Consider the following 15,052-nt stretch of genomic DNA (forward strand, 5'->3'; position numbering starts at 1 on the left):
GAGAAGAAATAATGCCTAATTATGCGAATCGTTATATTAGTACCCTCACTCGAGAAACATATGCTTTAATACTTGCGGGTGGAAGAGGTTCGCGCCTTCACGAGCTCACCAATTGGCGAGCGAAACCCGCTGTTTATTTTGGCGGCAAACATCGAATTATCGATTTTCCACTGTCTAACTGCATTAACTCAGGGATCCGTCGAGTTGGCATTGCCACCCAGTATAAGTCGCATTCGCTGATTCGCCATGTTAATCGTGCATGGGGACACTTTAAAAAGGAGCTGGGAGAATCTGTAGAGATATTACCTGCATCACAGCGGTACGGTGATGAGTGGTACTGCGGCACAGCAGACGCAGTTTTCCAGAATATGGATATTATTCGTCATGAGCTTCCCAAATACGTTATGATCTTATCGGGTGATCATGTCTACAGAATGGACTATGGTGGTTTACTTGCAAAGCACGTAGAAACGGGGGCAGATATGACCGTATGTTGTATCGAAGTGCCCTGTGAAGAAGCGGCAAAAACGTTTGGTGTAATGACCGTTGATGAAAGCAACCGGGTGCGTCGCTTTGATGAAAAGCCAGTAGATCCGACCTCAATTCCTGGAAAGCCAGGTGTATGTTTGGCATCTATGGGCAACTATGTGTTTAACACGGAGTTTTTATTCGAGCAGTTAAAAAAAGATGCGGAACGAGAAGGGTCGGGGCGTGACTTTGGTCATGATATTATCCCATCCATCATAGAAGAGCATAATGTGTATGCGTATCCATTTTGCGACCCATCACACGAAGGGCAGCCGTATTGGCGAGATGTAGGTACATTGGATTCATTCTGGGAAGCAAATATGGAGTTGGTTTCTCCTGAACCCCAACTTGATCTCTATGATCCTCATTGGCCAATTTGGACTTATCAGGAGCAGTTACCACCGGCGAAATTTATATTTGATGACGATGATAGGCGCGGTATGGCCGTAGACTCTACGGTTTCTGGTGGCTGTATTATTTCTGGCTCCAAGGTTAAGCGTTCATTGCTGTTCTCCAATGTACACGTTCATTCGTATTGTGAAATTGAGGGGGCCGTGGTGTTACCCGGTGCCAAAATCGGGCGTAACTGCAAAATTAAAAACGCAATCATTGACCGCAGTTGTCACATACCAGAGGGGATGACAATTGGTTACGATACTGATTTAGACAAAGCGAACGGCTTTAGAGTATCGAATAAGGGGATCGTATTAGTGACCCGAGATATGCTCGCAGAGCTTGCGGAAAAACAAAAGAAATGATCCGTGTAGAGGTACTATGCATGTAATTTTAGTGGCAGCCGAAAACGATCGGTTGCCAAATTGTAAGGTAGGGGGCGTCGCTGATGTGATACGCGATGTGCCTTACGCACTGGCGCAGCTTGGCATAAAAGTATCGGTGGTCACGCCCGATTATGGCCAAGCTGCTTTAACTCGAAACTTAGTCGCTGATATTGCCGTTCCTTTTCGGCAACACCTAGAAACGGCGACTCTTTGGTCCGTTGAAGAAAGTAATAATGTCACCCAGTATGTTATTTCACACTCGTTATTTAGTGAGCATCACGGTGCTATTTATTGTAATGATCCTCACCAGCCTTTTGCCACGGATGCAAATCGATTTGCGTTTTTTAGCGCGGCAGTCGCTGAACTTATCGAGCATGAGTTGATAGCGGACATAGATGTAGTGCACCTTCACGACTGGCATGCTGCCGTCGTTGCTGTATTACGCCAGTTTAGTCCAAGGTTTAAACGGTTAAAGGCGCTAAAAACAGTTTATACGGTGCATAACCTCGCACTTCAGGGGATCCGACCTTTTAACCATGATTTTTCAAGTCTTGAGTCTTGGTTTCCCACGCTCACTTATGATGGACTCAGTATATGCGATCCTAAATATCCCCATTGTTTTAATCCTATGCGAGCTGCTATTAATCTTTCAGACAAAGTACATGTTGTTTCTCCTAATTACGCCAAAGAAGTAATGATCCCAAGTCATCCAGAGCTTGGCTTTTTTGGTGGTGAAGGGTTAGAAAGTGATATGCAGCATGCTTCACATGAAGGACGGTTAGCTGGTATTTTAAACGGTTGTGTGTATGATGAGTCAGCTAGCGACGAGAATCTTACTTTTGCTGACTACTTGGCGCTTGCTGAGCTGCATGTGTTTCAATGGATGGCAAAATCAAGCCAAGTATTATCTCGGTTTTACATAGCCCACCAACGTATACTCGCTTGGCGCGGTGAAGCCTTTAATGGCAAGCTTATTACAAGTGTTGGTCGTCTTACCGATCAAAAAGCACTTATTTTAAGACAGCCAACCCAATCAGGAATTGTGCTTGATGACATCGCAAAAGTAGCCGAGCATCAAGGAGCACGCGTCGTGATTGTTGGGTCTGGCGACCCATTTCTAGAGCAGCTGTTTACCGAGGTCATGGCACGGCATGAGAATGTCTTGTTTTTAAATGGTTATGGTAAAGCTCTTGGGGAGCAATTGTACCCGTTAGGTGATTTGTTTTTAATGCCAAGCTCCTTTGAGCCTTGTGGTATTAGCCAAATGCTTGCGATGCGTGCTGGGCAACCTTGCATTGTGCACAAAGTGGGGGGATTATCTGATACGGTAAAACACAACGAAACCGGCTATTGCTTTGAAGGAGAAACGCTCGCTGAGCAAGGTAGTCAGTTTATTGCGATTTTTGAACTAGCACTCGCTGATCTGGTAGGGGATAGCGAAAAATATCAACAACTCAGGCAGCAAGCTCGTATGCAGCGCTTCGATTGGTCTGACGTTGCACAAAAATACTGCGAACAATTATATAGATAGCGAAAATGTAGATAAAAAAATTTGCGCCGCTGTTTTAAGTATTTATCAATTAGCTCAATTGCTACACAAAAAACTAGGTCAAAGGTATCAAAAGATAGCTTTGGCCTTTCTTTTTTATCATTTTACATTATCTTTTAAGCTATTATTTTGATTCTTAATAGCTTAGGTTGATTTTCTTTATCATCATAAAGGGTTAAAATCTAAAAATTGCTAAACCAAAAGTGTGATCGTTCACTTTGGGTACGAAGGAGTTTTTGTTTGAAGGTTTTTGTGGCCCGCCAAGCCATATTTAATCGTAAAAAACAAGTTGTTGCATACGAATTGTTGTTTCGCGATGGTGTAAAAAATAGCTTTCCAAATATTGCAGATGATGCAGCGACAGCCAGGCTGATAATGAATAATCAACTTAACCTCGGCATGCGATATCTCACTTCGGGAAAGAAAGCGCTAATTAATATTGGTCCAGACTCGTTACGTCAGGAGCTGTGTGAGTTTCTCCCAGCAAATGATGTGATATTGGAGCTATTGGAGACTATTCCACCAACAAAGCAAAATTATGAGCGAATAAGAGGCTTATTTCATAGTAACTTCAGACTTGCCCTCGACGATTTTCAATACTCAAGAGAGTGGGAGCCTTTCTTAAAGCTTGTGCGGCTGATTAAGTTTGACGTGATGGAAAATCCGCTGGACACCATAGTACCAGTGATTGATATGATCAAAGAACGAAAGAACATCAAGCTACTCGCTGAAAAAGTCGAAACCGAAGAAGAGTTCGAGCAAGCTAAAAAGATGGGATTCCAGTTCTTTCAAGGCTACTTCTTTGCAAAACCAAAGATGATTGAGCAAAAAGACATTACTATTAATTATGTGATTGTCATGCTTATTTATGAAGAAGCACTTAAACCAAATATGAGTATTACACGACTAGCCGAATTGTTTGCCCAAGACACAGCGCTTGCGTATAAATTGCTCAGGTTAATCAACTCCGGGGTATTTCCAATTAAGAGTCGGATTGAATCTTTAAAACAAGCCTTGGTATATTTAGGAAACGAGCGTGTTAAAAAGTTTGTAAACTTAATTATGACTGCTCACGTAGCTGAGGGAAAGCCGACAGAATTAACACGCCTTTCTATCGTTCGTTCGCGATTTTGTGAGCTTATCGCACAGCAAATCTCGCCGGGACTTACCAATATGAGTTTTATGACGGGTTTGTTTTCCCTGCTCGATGCTATTCTTGATAGGCCGATGGAGCAGGTTGTAAACAAACTACCTTTTCCTGAGCAGCTCCATGATGCTTTGATAGGCAAACCCAATACGCTATATTATATTTTAAATATCGTCAGAGCCTATGAGTCTGGGAGCTGGTGGACGCTGCAGGATGCGTGCAGTTATCTAAACTACAAAGACGAAAACCTTCCTGATTTTCATGCTGCTGCGATAAACTGGGCTGATATGTATAAAAACCGTGTGTATTGATGAATAGAATTATTGCGATGGATGCGATCCGCGGGTTCGCGCTACTTGGCTTGCTTTCCATGAATATGGTACATATGGCCAATTTTGAGTTGGGCTATGTACCAGCCCAAACAGCCCACTATCTTGATCCGTTCTTCGCAATGGTTAATAGTATTTTCTTTGATGGTCGATTCAGAAGCTTATTTGCAGTGCTATTTGGAGCGGCGTTATGCATTCAGACAGCAAAGTCAGATGGTCATAGCCTTGCAAGGCATCGACTAACATGGCTAATGGTCTTTGGTGTGGTGCACGGTGTGTTGATTTGGCCGGGAGATATTTTATTTAATTATGCGCTTAGCGGTTTCGTTGCACTACGCTTTGTAGATGCGAGCAACAATAAGTTAAATCGCTATGCGATAGGATTTATTTTAGTTCCTTCTATTGCTATTAGTTTATTGCTGTTAATTGATCCAGAGCCACAAATAAATAGAAGTTCAGAAATCTACCTCGAGTTCTTGCAGCAGATACCTGCAAACTACTTGGAACTGCTAACCTTAAATGGACTTTATTTTGTCATTATCAGTTTGCTCATTCCGGTAATTACTTTGTGGTACACCGCAGGGTTAATGCTACTCGGTATGCGCTTATATCGAAGTGGTATGTTTGATTTAGCGCGTACTGAACCCGTTCATAAAATTAATTTGTTTGCCGTTGTAGCTATTATTTTGTCATTTGTCGGCTTTGTTCTTGAGCGTAAACTAGGCGTCGAGTTTTTTGAAGGATTAGATTGGATCCTTGCAGTACCGGTTGCGTTGTTTTACGTCGTTGTAATTAAGGCTGCAATGCGAGGTGCAAAACATCAGCTTTGGAGTCTCCAATGTGTTGGGCGTCTAGCGCTTTCGTTATATCTTCTCCAGTCAATTGTGTTTGTAAGTTATTTTTATTTTATAAACCCAAGCGCTATCAGTACTTGGGATCGTGTGGATTATTTCTCGGCATTTATAATTGCGTCTATAATTCAATTAGCCCTTGCGGTGATATATTGTAAGCTGTTTAAGCAAGGTCCATTTGAAAAGTTATTGAAGGTACTAGTGCTACGAAGAGCCCGTTATGATTAAAAGAGTATTAATTGGGTTAGTGCTATGGATGGTGTGTTTTAGTATTGATGCTAAGCAGTCTTTAAATGTCTTGTTTGTTAACCCTTCTGTGCCTGGGGAGCCATTTTGGCAGCGCGTTCAAGGTATTACAGAAGCGGCAGCGGATCAATTCGATATTAGATTAGATGTGATCTATGGAGAAGGGAATCGAATTATTCAGCTCGCTGAACTTAAAAAATATTTGAGTTATCGTGCCACGCCCGATTACGTCATCCTCATTAATTATCCCGGTGGGGCCGAAGAAAGCCTAAAACTTTTGGAAAAGTATGGGATCAACCATATTACTTTAGAAGAAACGATTTCTGGCCCAGAAAGGCTCGCAATAGGTAACCCAAAAGAACACTATAAGTATTGGCTTGGGGAAGTGCATCACGATAATGACCAGGCTGGTTACGATTTGGCTAAGCAACTATACCAACAGGCTAAAACTAACGGTCATGAGACAATTTATCCTATTGCTATTAATGGTCACTATGGCACAGAGTCAGACATTAGAAGCAACGGTGCAAAGCGATTTTTTGATGAAGTTGGCGTGGTTGTTCAGCAAACTGTATACGCAGGGTGGTCAAAAGAACAAGCATTTGATAAAACAAAAAAGCTATTGGCACGCTATCCAAAAACAAACCTTATTTGGTGTGCGTCAGATTTGATGGCGATGGGGGCTATCACCGCAGCTGCATCAAGCACGTCAAAAATCGTATTTGGAGGGTTTGATTGGTTGTCGGATACTTTTGACCTTATTGAACATAATGAGATGCAAGCATCCGTTGGTGGCCATTTTATGATGGGGGCTTGGGCGTTGATTTCGGTGTACGATCATTATTATGGGCATCCATTTTGGAAGAATCACACCGAGCTTGCTTTCGACCTAAGTTTGATCACTAAGGAAAATCTAGCAGACTATCGCTGGGTAAAGTCAGCGAAAAACTGGCAATCTATTGATTACAAGGCAATGAGTCTCAGAGGAAAACCTAAAGAGCAGTATCATTTTTCTCCTGAGCTATTAAGAAAAAGTTTGCAAAAGTAGAAATGCAGTAGTGTAAAGCGGTTGAAGCGATTACAATACGGGTTTTTACTCAAAGTGGTTGTATCGTGACAGAGCAAAAGCGCCTCAATAAATACATCAGTGAAACTGGATTCTGCAGTCGTCGAGAAGCTGATGACTTAATCGCCTCAGGCCGTGTCAAAGTAAATGGAATTCTGCCAGAAATGGGCACCAAAGTGTCTGATGCCGACACTATCATCATTGATGGTAAGCCTCTGAAGGCAAAGCCAAAGGCCGTATTTATTGCTTATAATAAACCTGTCGGTGTAACTTGTACTACCGAGCGTAAAATCAAAAGTAATATTGTCAGTGCGATTAACTATCCTGAGCGTATTTTCCCAATTGGTCGTTTGGACCGTCCATCCGAAGGGTTAATTTTCTTGACCAACCAAGGCGATATGGTCAATAAGATCCTTCGTGCTGGCAATAACCATGAAAAAGAATATGAGGTTGTGGTCGATAGACCCATTGATGAGCGTTTTGTAAAACGTATGTCCTCAGGTGTTCCAATCCTCGGCACTGTCACAAAGCCTTGTAAAGTCAGTAAAACCGGTGCTAAATCATTTACTATTGTGTTGACCCAAGGCTTAAATCGTCAAATTCGTAGAATGTGTGAATATCTAGGATTTGAAGTAACACATCTTAAACGTATTCGGATCATGAATATTGATCTTACTGGTCTTAGTTCTGGTAAGTGGCGTCATCTTAACGACAACGAAATGCGGGCGATTAATCAAGCCACTGAGTCGTCAAGTAAAACGCAAGAAGCATCAGCTGGTGCTGGTGCGGGAAGGCAGTTTGATAAACCTAGAAAAGAATCGGGTGAAGGTGACAATCCGAAGCAAAACAAACGTTCTTACGGTGATAGAAATAGAAAAGTCGATACCGATAATCGTAATCGAGACGGCTTTGCTGGAAACTCCAAAGCGAGAAATAAGAATAAAACGCCGAGTAACAATACTAGAAGAGAAAATCCTAACGAAGGTAAAAAGCCAGCAAAAAGAGTTAAAGGCACTTTATCTTTAAATAAAAGTGGTAAATGAAATAAAAAATGTTTTGAATGTAAAGCCCCTTGACAGTGTTAAGGGGCTTTTTGTTAGCGGACCTACGTTAGCAATTTAGTCTGCAGGTTGTTTTATACCAAAATAGACACAGTGAAGTACTGGCAAGACGATCAATGTCAGTATGGTCGCAAAACCCAAACCAAACATAATGGTTACTGCCATTGATTGGAAGAACACATCGAATAACAGTGGGATCATGCCTAGTATGGTTGTAATGGCTGCCATAGATACGGGTCTTACACGGCTAACACCTGAGTCAAACACTGCTTGGTAAGGAGATTTACCAGACTCTATCTCAATATTGATTTGGTCCATCAGTACGATACCATTCTTAATCAGCATGCCGGACAGACTTAGTAAACCTAACAGCGCCATAAAGCTAAATGGTGCTTGTAATAGTACCAGGCCTGCCGTTACCCCGATAATTGCGAGTGGCACCGTAGACCAGATAACTAAAGGTTTCTTAACTGAGTTGAAGAGCAACACAGTGATCATAAACATGGCTAAGTAACCGATCGGCAAGGATCCGAAAATAGCTGACTGCGCATCTGTTGAGCTCTCATATTCACCGCCCCATTGCATTTCATAACCTTGAGGAAGTGCTATGGCTTCGACATCAGCTTTCACTCGGGCGAATAATTTAGCCGGAGTTTCGTCTCCGATAACGTCGTGATCCGCCATTACAGTGATAGTGCGTTTACGGTCACGGCGCATTATCAAGCTATCTTCCCAAGTTACACTAAATTTATCAACAATTTGTGAAACTGGGACATAAACATTTAGTACGGGACTAAATATTTGTAAGTCACCAAGATTTTCAACATTGAGCCTTTCATCCTCAGGAGAGCGAGCGATAATCGGTAGTAATTGTGTACCATCTCGATATAAACCTACTTTGTTACCTGATACTGAAGTAAGTAATAGCTGATCTAAATCAGCCTTACTTATCCCTAATCTACGGGCTTTAGACTCATTAAATTGCGGACGGATCAATTTGGTCCTCTGACGCCAGTTATCGCGGATATTAAAAGCGCGATCATCTTGGCTAAAAATATCCTTTGCTTTCTCTGCTAGTTGACGCAGTACAACCGGGTCGGGGCCTGAGAAGCGAGCTTCAATTTTCGCATCTGTAGAAGGACCGATTTCCATTCGTTTAATCTTCAGTTTACCATCAAGCTCATGTTTAAGTTCATACTCGCGAAGCTTAGCAATCATTGTTATCACTGCTTCTCGGTCTTTCACACGAACAATGAGTTGACCATAAGCATCGTATTGCTTTTCTGGTGAGTAAGTCAGCATGAACCGAGGCGCACCTTGACCAATAGTTGTGGTTACCTCGCTAACCAATGGATCGTCCAGTAAAAATGATTCGATCTTTTCTACATTCTGCGCTGTGCTTCGAATGTCTGCACCTTGGTAATGCCAATAATCAACATAAAACATCGGTGTATTCGAAGCCGGAAAGAATGACTGTTTAACGGATTTAAAGCCAACTACGGCAGCAACCAAAAGTAAAATCATAGCAATAATGGTAATAGCACGATTTTTAAGACAGAAGGTCAGCATCGATTTATAGACTGTAAATATCACTCCTTTGTAAGGGTCGTCCTCTTCTTCGTTGGTATCTGATGACTTTTGTTTAGGTCCTTTAAACATCAAATTGGCAAAAAATGGAGTCAATGTGATAGCCGTGACCCAGCTTAGTAGTAATGAAATTAACAACACCCAAAATAGAGAGCCGGCAAACTCACCACTGGCATCTGAGCTTAATCCAATCGGTGCAAATGCAGTGATCCCAATAATAGTTGCACCAAGAAGCGGCCATTTTGTCTGTTCAACAATGTTAACAGCTGCTTTAATCTTAGATTGACCTCGTTTAATGTTGATTAAAATACCTTCAGTCACAACAATGGCATTATCGACCAACATACCCAATGCAATGATCAAAGCACCCAATGAAATACGTTGTAAATCAATGGCAAATATCTTCATAAAGATAAAGGTACCCAGCACAGTAATAAGCAAAATACCACCGATCAATATGCCACTTTTTACACCCATAAAGATAAGCAGAACGATAATTACTATGGCAACGGCCTCTAAAAGACTGATGATAAAACCGTCAACTGAGGTCTCAACTTCTGTAGGCTGATTGTAAACTGTGTTGACCTTAATGCCATACGGACGTTGATATTCTAGTTGCTGTAGATGATGCTCAATTTCTTTACCTACCTCAACGACGTTGACGCCAGAGGTAAAGGATACGCCAACCAACAGTGCGCGCTGCTGAGCAAAGCGAGTAATATGGCTAGGTACTTCAGCATATTCACGTGTTACCTTGGCGACATCACCCAAATAAATAAGCTCTTTGGCACCAGGTTTTGAGATTAGTAATCCCTCAAGTTCTGAGACATCCGTAAATTCCCCGGTGGGGTGAAGACGAATAGATTCATCGCCAACACGAATTTTTCCCGCGTTAGAAACAGTATTTTGTGCTTGAAGAAGCGAAAAGATGTGGCTGGGTGGAATGCCTAGTTGCGATAATTTCTGTGTGGATATTTCAACTATTACTTGCGCTTGTTGCTCACCCGCTACCGTAACTTTACTGACACCTTCAACAAGCACTAACTCACGCTTTAAGAAGTCAACATAGTCTTTTAACTCGTCATACGAATAACCTTCTCCAGTGATAGCATACAGCTCACCATACACATCCGCAAAATCATCAATAACACTTGGAGACATAACACCTGGGGGTAATTTAGGTGCTAAATCATTGACTTTACGGCGAAGCTCATCCCATATCTGCTGTAAGTCTTTCTTACGGTACTTACTCTTCATTTCAACGGTGATCTGTGACTTTCCCGGGGAAGAAATGGAGGTAACGTAGTCGACATAGGGTAAAGATTGGATTGCATTTTCAATCGGAAAGGTGACTTCCTCTTCCACTTGCTGTGGTGAGGCACCCGGGTACATGGTCACGACCATGGCTTTTTTTAATGTGAACTCAGGATCTTCTAACTGGCCTAAACCCAAATAGGATACCGCTCCTGCAATAAGTAGGAGTAAGGCAAACATCCAGCTGATAACCTTATTTTCAATTGACCATTTGGCTAAACTCATATCACAGACCTCTTTCTTTAGTCCAAGGTCTCACTTTTGCGCCTTCTTGTAGATAATGTACACCGGCAGCTACAATTTCTTCACCGGGTTCAAGGCCCGACAACACCTCGATACCAGAGTGATTAAGTTCGCCAACGGTAACTTGGCGTTTAGTGACGGTTTGTTTGTCACTTTGATATACCCAAACGTAACTATTACTATTAGCACTTTGCTCTTTATCTGAGAAAACAGCTTGATTGGGCACTATGATTGCTGTGTTTTCACTGTTAGTAATTTTACTTGGGTCAACATACACATGGCCCGTCATACCTGCAAATAGATTGAAATCTTCAGGAATTGGAAGGCTAAATACGACTTTGTAGGTTAAGGTTGCAGGATCTGCTTGCGTATCCCATTCTTTGATGGTGAGAGGATAAGATTTACTTGGGTAGCCATCAAAAACAACCGTCGGCTTATAATCTGAATCTTTATCCACGCGAGCCACAATTCGTTCAGGCACTTGAATAATTACATCCATCATATCGCGTGTTTCAAGGCGCAAGATGTTTTGTTTTGCAACCACGTTTTCATAATTTTTCACAAATACCTTAGCGACAGTGCCGCTAAATGGCGCCCTTAGTTCGCTATATTCAAGGTTCGTTTTAGCAATTTTAAAAGCAGACTCGGCAACCTGTTTGTCTGCATTAGCTTTATCAAACTCAGCTTTAGTGGCGATGCCTTTTTCGAACAATGGCTTGATTCTAGATAACTGCGATTTAGCGAGCTCAAATTGGGCTTTACGTTGTTCATATTGTAGATTGAAATCTTCGGGGTCAAGCTTTGCCAAGAGTTGTCCTTTTTGCACATCCTGTCCTGCAAGAACTGGAAACTCGATGAGTTCGCCATTCACACGAAAGGCAAGATAGGAGCCTTGATTTGCCACCACTTCAGCTGGGAAACTGCGGAGTGTGCTGCTATTTGGATCCGAAACCGTGTGAATCTTAACCGGTCGGTTAGGGGCTTCTGTTGGGGCTTGTTCTGCTTGCTCTTGGCAACCTATTAGTAAAGTAGCCAACACAATTCCAGAAAACATTCTTAACATATTGTTCTCCATGACAACGTCAGTTTTAATGCGTGCAGAATAATGGAATTACATATAAAATAAAAATTATAAATCATTCTATACTGCATAAGATTTATTTATGAAGATTTCGGACTTAGCGGCGTTTTGCACCGTTGTTGAGGCATCTAGCCTTACCGAAGCAGCAAATAAGCTTCACAAGACGCAGCCTGCGGTCTCTCAATCAATTAAAAGATTAGAACAATCTTTGGGATTTGCCCTTTTTGAACGTGAGAAATATCGCAATGTGTTAACGGATCAGGGCCGTCGTTTTTACTTCGAAGCCGAAAAATTACTGAATCATCATAGAGATCTGTCATTACTCGCGACTGAATTTGCGGCGGGCAACGAGCCAAGATTTAACATCTGTTACGAACCACTCGTATATCAGAATCAAATTGATCAAGTTTTGGGCAATGCTTTTGTCAAATTCCCAGCAACGGAAATGAATATTTCTAGTGGTAAGCGTTTTTTCGCGCTAGAGCAGGTAACTCAAGGTTTAGCCAATTTAGGGATCGGCCCGTGGTTCGACTTATTTCACTCTACTGGGGATTTAGAGTCTATGGCGATTGGCCGCGTAAAGCTAGGTTTAGTGTCGTTGACAGATTACATGCCGTCCGAACTTAGTTTTGCAGAACTTGCTCAGTACCCTTCTCTTGCAATGAAAGAGAGCAAGTTTAATTTTGATAGTGAACGCCTAGCATACCGCAACAGCAATAATGTCATGAAACTAGATGATACGCTGGCCATAAAGCGCTATTTGTTGCAGGGGATGGGCTATGCGTTGATTGGTCTAGACCTATGCCGAGAAGAGATCGAGTCCGGAATTTTACAGCGAGTTAGGGTAGTCGATAGAAATGATGAGTTTGAAGCTGAAATTCACGCGTTTCGGTTACATATTTCTCATCATGGACCCGTTGCGCGATATTTCTGGGACAAACTAAAAGAGTTAAATATTCAATATGAAAAGCAGCGAGCAGCAAGAATTAGCTGAAAAAATTTTTACCGTGATTGGCGGCATTCCATTTGGAAAAGTGGCTTCATATGGACAAGTCGCGAGATTGGCTGGCTTTCCTAAACATGCCAGAAAGGTAGGTCAATTGCTAAAGAATCTACCACACGGCTCAACGTTACCATGGTATAGAGTAGTAAATAGCCAGCGGCGTCTTTCATTTCCTCAAGATAGTATTAAATTTTTGGAGCAAAAGTCACGTTTACAAGCTGAGGGCGTTGTGTTTTCAAAGAATCACGTGATAGCTAAATGCTGTGTTTGGGAGTAATTATAATTTTGGCGTGAATTGATCCAGATAAATAGCGTAGTCGTAATTATCGTTAGTTTTTGAGTATTTGAACGGGAATTATGAAACTAGCTTTATTTCCATTGCCAATATTCTTGCTCCCAGGCGGGTTCACTCGGCTGCGGATTTTCGAGCAGCGCTACTTATATATGATAAAAGAGGCTGCTAAAACAGAGCAAGGATTTGTGTTATGCCCATACGTAGACGACATGCCATATAATGTGCCTAGTGAAGGAGTGCACGTAAAAATTGTTGATTTCTCACAGGACGACGATGGCCAGTTGCTTATCGATGTTGAGGCAGTATCACGTGTCTCGATAAATGGTGTAGAAGTTGACTCGCAATCTCTACGTTACGGAAAGTGCGAGATCATTGACGGCCCGCCATGGCAATGTAGTGAAGCGGCATATAATTTAATTGACGACTCGCTTGTCGATAAGCTTCACAGTGTTTTTATAGCAAATCCTGTTCTTGATGATTTATATCGTGAGAAACACTTTACACAACCGCTATGGGTCGTTTATCGGTGGTTAGAAATCTTACCTATTTCTATGTCTCAAAAACTGAAAATAAAACAGGCACAAACATTTGAACAGGTGGCAGATTTCTTACATACTGTTTTAGATGAAAAATAGTGATCTGTTCCAGCTTGACCTACGTATCAAGGCTTATAATTATAAATTGGAAGGTGAGCTATGTTAGGCCAACAGCAATCTACAGATTGCAACGTTCAGTCAGGAACTCGCAAAGCAGTGCAAGAAACTCCATCTCAAGCGTTATCAGACGCCTTGGTTAAGGTTGCAGAAAAACGAGATCGCAAAGCCTTTGCATTCTTGTTCGAGTACTTTGCACCAAAAATTAGGCGCTTTGGCGTAAAACAATTTGGTAACGACGCCCAAGCGATGGAACTCGTGCAAGACACGATGACGTCAGTATGGCGTAAAGCCCACCTATATCATCATGATAAAGGTGCAGCCACAACGTGGATCTATACTGTAATGCGTAACGCGTCATTCGATGCTTTGCGTAAGATGAAAAGTAATAAAGAAGAACACATCAGTGAAGATATATGGCCGATAATTCAAGACTCTCAGGCTGACGATGACGGTTTTCAAGATCACTTGCAAACCGCGCAAATCCAAAAATATATTAATAAGTTGCCGCCAGCACAACGAGACATAGTAAAAGGCGTGTATTTTCAAGAAATGTCTCAAGAGCAATTGGCTGAGCATCTTAATATACCTGTAGGGACAGTGAAATCACGTTTACGTCTCGCTTTACAAAAACTTCGCGCAGAAATGGGAGATCAAGCATGATTAAGCATCACCCGAATGACTCATTATTAAGCCAATTTGTTGAAGGCAATTTGCCCGCAAGCATCAGTGTTGCAATTGCAGCTCATGTCGAAATGTGTCCTTGTTGCCGGAAAAAAACTCAACAACTTGAAGCGCAAGAAGCGAGTATTCAGCTTGGAGGAAAAAGCGACTCTACATTAAGCTGCGATTTTGAAGCAATGATGCAAGCTATAACTGTGGATAATGAAATCGACGAAGTTAAAGAATATATTCAGCCAACATTTCACTATCAAGGTAGAGATGTTCAGTTACCTCGTGCTATTGCGAATATCGACCGCACCAAATTTTCAGGTGTAGGCAAAATCGCCCGCTCTCGGTTATTGTTAGAAGACGGGGACCTGCGTTCAAGCCTTCTCCAAATTGGCGCTGAAGGTGACATCCCTGAGCATACCCATACAGGCTTTGAGATTACCTTGCTACTTGACGGCGATTTTGCGGATGAAGCGGGGGAATATGTACCGGGCGACTTTATTTGGCAAGATGGTAAACACAACCATTCTCCGCGGACGAAAGATGGGTGCTTGTGCTTTACTGTAGTGAGTAGTGCACTACACTTTAACAAAGGCTTAAGCAAATTGTTAAACCCAATTGGTAAGTTAATTTATTAAAGGAATAGTT

The 15,052-nt window shown here is 42.0% G+C and carries 13 protein-coding genes; 11 read left to right on the forward strand and 2 right to left on the reverse strand.

Annotated features, from left to right (window positions below):
- Positions 1-11: 11 nt before the first annotated feature.
- From glgC to rluF, 6 genes are all read left to right on the forward strand, one after another.
- Positions 12-1,286, forward strand: a complete 1,275-nt coding sequence (gene glgC / locus CWC29_RS18705; protein WP_128726588.1) for a glucose-1-phosphate adenylyltransferase — start codon at positions 12-14, stop codon at positions 1,284-1,286.
- 16 nt (positions 1,287-1,302) lie between these two features.
- Complete coding sequence (locus CWC29_RS18710) at positions 1,303-2,838, forward strand: glycogen synthase (RefSeq protein ID WP_128726587.1); 1,536 nt, start codon at positions 1,303-1,305, stop codon at positions 2,836-2,838.
- 258 nt (positions 2,839-3,096) lie between these two features.
- Entirely contained in the window at positions 3,097-4,314 is a 1,218-nt protein-coding gene (locus tag CWC29_RS18715) for an EAL and HDOD domain-containing protein (protein WP_128726586.1), read from the forward strand.
- Positions 4,314-5,411: a DUF418 domain-containing protein gene (locus CWC29_RS18720; protein WP_235956690.1), complete on the forward strand. Its 1,098-nt coding sequence runs from the start codon at positions 4,314-4,316 to the stop codon at positions 5,409-5,411. The genes CWC29_RS18715 and CWC29_RS18720 overlap by 1 nt, the downstream gene beginning before the upstream one ends.
- On the forward strand, positions 5,404-6,477 hold the full coding sequence (locus CWC29_RS18725; protein ID WP_128726585.1) for an ABC transporter substrate-binding protein: 1,074 nt from the start codon (positions 5,404-5,406) through the stop codon (positions 6,475-6,477). Before CWC29_RS18720 ends, CWC29_RS18725 begins: the two co-directional genes overlap by 8 nt.
- Positions 6,478-6,542: 65 nt before the next feature.
- Entirely contained in the window at positions 6,543-7,538 is a 996-nt protein-coding gene (gene rluF / locus CWC29_RS18730) for a 23S rRNA pseudouridine(2604) synthase RluF (RefSeq protein ID WP_128726584.1), read from the forward strand.
- A 75-nt stretch (positions 7,539-7,613) separates the two neighbouring features.
- Here rluF and CWC29_RS18735 read toward each other — a convergent pair whose 3' ends face one another.
- Both CWC29_RS18735 and CWC29_RS18740 read right to left on the reverse strand, forming a co-directional pair.
- Complete coding sequence (locus tag CWC29_RS18735; RefSeq protein WP_138522921.1) at positions 7,614-10,682, reverse strand: efflux RND transporter permease subunit; 3,069 nt, start codon at positions 10,680-10,682, stop codon at positions 7,614-7,616.
- A 1-nt stretch (position 10,683) separates the two neighbouring features.
- On the reverse strand, positions 10,684-11,763 hold the full coding sequence (locus CWC29_RS18740) for an efflux RND transporter periplasmic adaptor subunit (RefSeq protein WP_138522923.1): 1,080 nt from the start codon (positions 11,761-11,763) through the stop codon (positions 10,684-10,686).
- A 100-nt stretch (positions 11,764-11,863) separates the two neighbouring features.
- Between CWC29_RS18740 and CWC29_RS18745 the strand changes: the two genes are divergently transcribed.
- The 5 genes from CWC29_RS18745 (at position 11,864) to CWC29_RS18765 (ending at position 15,042) form a co-directional block, all read left to right on the forward strand.
- Positions 11,864-12,775, forward strand: coding sequence for a LysR family transcriptional regulator (locus CWC29_RS18745; RefSeq protein WP_128726581.1), 912 nt, complete (start codon positions 11,864-11,866; stop codon positions 12,773-12,775).
- Positions 12,744-13,061 carry an MGMT family protein gene (locus CWC29_RS18750; RefSeq protein ID WP_138522925.1) on the forward strand — a complete coding sequence of 106 codons (318 nt, stop codon included), beginning with the start codon at positions 12,744-12,746 and terminating at the stop codon, positions 13,059-13,061. The genes CWC29_RS18745 and CWC29_RS18750 overlap by 32 nt, the downstream gene beginning before the upstream one ends.
- Before the next feature lie 80 nt (positions 13,062-13,141).
- The gene (locus tag CWC29_RS18755) at positions 13,142-13,714 is read left to right on the forward strand and encodes an LON peptidase substrate-binding domain-containing protein (RefSeq protein ID WP_138522927.1); all 573 of its coding nucleotides are present in this window, start codon (positions 13,142-13,144) and stop codon (positions 13,712-13,714) included.
- Between the two features lie 60 nt (positions 13,715-13,774).
- Complete coding sequence (locus tag CWC29_RS18760; RefSeq protein ID WP_010377183.1) at positions 13,775-14,395, forward strand: sigma-70 family RNA polymerase sigma factor; 621 nt, start codon at positions 13,775-13,777, stop codon at positions 14,393-14,395.
- Entirely contained in the window at positions 14,392-15,042 is a 651-nt protein-coding gene (locus tag CWC29_RS18765) for a ChrR family anti-sigma-E factor (RefSeq protein WP_138522928.1), read from the forward strand. Before CWC29_RS18760 ends, CWC29_RS18765 begins: the two co-directional genes overlap by 4 nt.
- Positions 15,043-15,052: the final 10 nt, after the last annotated feature.

The organism is Pseudoalteromonas galatheae (assembly GCF_005886105.2).
GTDB lineage: Bacteria > Pseudomonadota > Gammaproteobacteria > Enterobacterales > Alteromonadaceae > Pseudoalteromonas > Pseudoalteromonas galatheae.

Bases quoted from the DNA above. Each gene is read 5' to 3' on its own strand.
- CWC29_RS18755 (WP_138522927.1), top strand. From the start codon at position 13,142: ATGAAACTAGCTTTATTTCCATTGCCAATATTCTTGCTCCCAGGCGGG.
- CWC29_RS18745 (WP_128726581.1), top strand. From the start codon at position 11,864: ATGAAGATTTCGGACTTAGCGGCGTTTTGCACCGTTGTTGAGGCATCT.
- CWC29_RS18740 (WP_138522923.1), bottom strand. From the start codon at position 11,763: ATGTTAAGAATGTTTTCTGGAATTGTGTTGGCTACTTTACTAATAGGT.
- CWC29_RS18720 (WP_235956690.1), top strand. From the start codon at position 4,314: ATGAATAGAATTATTGCGATGGATGCGATCCGCGGGTTCGCGCTACTT.
- CWC29_RS18725 (WP_128726585.1), top strand. From the start codon at position 5,404: ATGATTAAAAGAGTATTAATTGGGTTAGTGCTATGGATGGTGTGTTTT.
- CWC29_RS18750 (WP_138522925.1), top strand. From the start codon at position 12,744: ATGAAAAGCAGCGAGCAGCAAGAATTAGCTGAAAAAATTTTTACCGTG.
- CWC29_RS18710 (WP_128726587.1), top strand. From the start codon at position 1,303: ATGCATGTAATTTTAGTGGCAGCCGAAAACGATCGGTTGCCAAATTGT.
- glgC (WP_128726588.1), top strand. From the start codon at position 12: ATGCCTAATTATGCGAATCGTTATATTAGTACCCTCACTCGAGAAACA.
- CWC29_RS18735 (WP_138522921.1), bottom strand. From the start codon at position 10,682: ATGAGTTTAGCCAAATGGTCAATTGAAAATAAGGTTATCAGCTGGATG.
- CWC29_RS18765 (WP_138522928.1), top strand. From the start codon at position 14,392: ATGATTAAGCATCACCCGAATGACTCATTATTAAGCCAATTTGTTGAA.
- CWC29_RS18760 (WP_010377183.1), top strand. From the start codon at position 13,775: ATGTTAGGCCAACAGCAATCTACAGATTGCAACGTTCAGTCAGGAACT.